This is a genomic window from Corallococcus sp. 4LFB (assembly GCF_046520365.1).
Taxonomy (GTDB): domain Bacteria; phylum Myxococcota; class Myxococcia; order Myxococcales; family Myxococcaceae; genus Corallococcus; species Corallococcus caeni.
Window position 1 is genome coordinate 1 of the sequence record NZ_JBKGHJ010000856.1, and the last position, 2,066, is coordinate 2,066.

General features: G+C 69.6%; 2 protein-coding genes. One reads left to right on the forward strand and one right to left on the reverse strand.

The genetic code is table 11. The features are described 5' to 3' along the window. On the reverse strand, positions 1-746 hold a 746-nt coding region (locus tag ACLEQD_RS41990), incomplete at its 3' end, for a hypothetical protein (protein ID WP_410391537.1). 214 nt (positions 747-960) lie between these two features. On the opposite strand from ACLEQD_RS41990, the gene ACLEQD_RS41995 reads away from it, so the two are divergent. After that, positions 961-1,887, forward strand: a complete 927-nt coding sequence (locus ACLEQD_RS41995; protein WP_410391539.1) for a lipase family alpha/beta hydrolase — start codon at positions 961-963, stop codon at positions 1,885-1,887. Positions 1,888-2,066: the final 179 nt, after the last annotated feature.

Here is a 2,066-nt window from a genome sequence, read left to right on the forward strand (position 1 = left end):
CCCGTCGCGGCGGAAAGGCGGGCACGTGGGACAGCTCGCGCTCCGCCAGCCGCAGGAGCGTGCGCGCCAGGCCCGGCGAATCGCCTTCCAGGGCGCGGCGCCAGCTCGCCGCCGTTCCGCGGATGACACGCGCTCCACGCGCCGCACCGGATCCAACCCGTCCAGCAGCGACGCCTGGGGCGCGGGCACGTGGCGCGCGAGCAGCAGGCAGAACAGGCGCACCGCCTCGTCCAGCCGCGCGCGTCCGCTGAGCCCTCGCCACGCGCGTGGCGGCCCATGCCCACCAGCACCTGCGTGAGCCATTGCCCGAACAGCCACGCGTCGTCCGGCGCCGTGCGCTGGAGCTCCACGGCGGTGTCCCGCGCACGCGCGTCCATGCGCTCCGTCACACCGCCCTTGTCCAGCAGCACGCGGTAGCGGTTGACGCGCGCGAAGGACAGCTCCTCCAGGTCGAACACCGCGAACTCCAGCAGGTGCCCGTCGCGGTACACGACCTTGAGGCCGTGCGCCGTCTCCCGGAACACCAGCGCCACGTCCTCCGCGCGAGGCAGCCAGCCGCGTTCATGTCTCAATGTTTCAGCGTGTCCGGGCCAGGCGATGACGAAGAAGTCGTGGTCGCTGAAGTCATCCGGCGGGTAGTCCCGCGCCGCCATGGAGCCCAGCGCCACGAGCCCCCGGAAGCGGCCGTCCGCGTCGACCCTGCGCGTCAATTCCATGGTGAAGGCCTGATAGGCCGCGGTGTCCAAGGGCGTGCTCCTCTGGAAGGGCCCGCGCGCCGCCACTCTGACGCGCGGTGTTGAATTCTTGATGCGTTGCGTTGGGAGCGGCTTGCGTGCCCCAGAGCTGACATGCTTTTCAGTTAATTCTGAGGTTGGCTTGCTTTTTATCAGTGTCTCGCTTTATGGGCTGATTCGCGGGTCAATCCCTTCGATGATCCGTCCTCCCCCATCAGGAGCCTGTATGCGAAACGCCGTCCGGACCCTCGTTCTGACTGTCGCGGTTCTTGCCCTCTGGGCGCAGCCTGCCCGCGCGGATACGTACACGCAGACGAAGTACCCCATCGTGCTGGCGCACGGCATGGCGGGGTTTGATTCGCTGTTCGGGGTGCTCGACTACTTCTACGGCATCGAGTCGTCGCTGAAGTCGGGCGGCGCGAAGGTCTACATCACGCACGTTCCGCAGTTCAATTCGACGGAGGCGCGCGGCGAGGCGCTGCTGGCGCAGGTGCAGGACGTGCTCGCGCGCTCGGGCGCGGCGAAGGTGAACCTGATTGGCCACAGCCACGGCGGCCTGGACGTGCGCTACGTGGCGGCGGTGCGGCCGGACCTGGTGGCGTCCGTGACGACGGTGGGCTCGCCGCACAAGGGCGCGGACCTGGCGGACTACCTGCGCAACCACCTGCAGGGCGGGTCGTTCACGGAGGGCGTGCTGGCGTACTTCGCCAACAGCCTGGGCACCGTGCTGGGGCTGCTGTCCGGCCACACGCAGCCGCAGGACGCCATCGGCGCGCTGACGGCGCTGAGCAAGACGGGCACCTCCGCGTTCACCGCGAAGTTCCCCGCGGGCGTCCCCACCACGTCCTGCGGCAGCGGCGCGGCGACGGGCGTCCAGGGCCAGCGCTACTACTCCTGGTCCGGCACGGATCCCTTCACCAACATCCTGGACGCGTCTGACTACGCCCTGAAGCTGTCGTCCTTCTTCTACAGCGGGTACAACGACGGCCTCGTGGGCCGCTGCAGCTCGCGCTTCGGCACGGTCATCCGCGACAACTACGACATGAACCACCTGGACGAGGTGAACCAGGTGCTGGGCCTCACCGCGTTCTTCACCAACCCGGTGTCCGTGTTCCGCACCCAGGCGAACCGCCTGAAGTCCGCGGGCCTGTAATCCCGCCGGAGCGCCCCGCCATGAAGAGCCGCGCCGTCATTCTCGTGGTCGCGCTGTGCGCCCTCCTGGGTGCCGGCGTCTTCTCGTGGTGGAAGGTCCGGGCGGAGGACGTGCCCGGACCCGCTGTCCCGCCGCCCGCCGTTCCCGTCGCGCAAGGCCCCGCGCCGCGCGCGGCGTCC

What these genes read in the sequence shown, in the direction of transcription:
- ACLEQD_RS41995 (WP_410391539.1), top strand. Translation starts at nt 961, where the DNA reads ATGCGAAACGCCGTCCGGACCCTCGTTCTGACTGTCGCGGTTCTTGCC.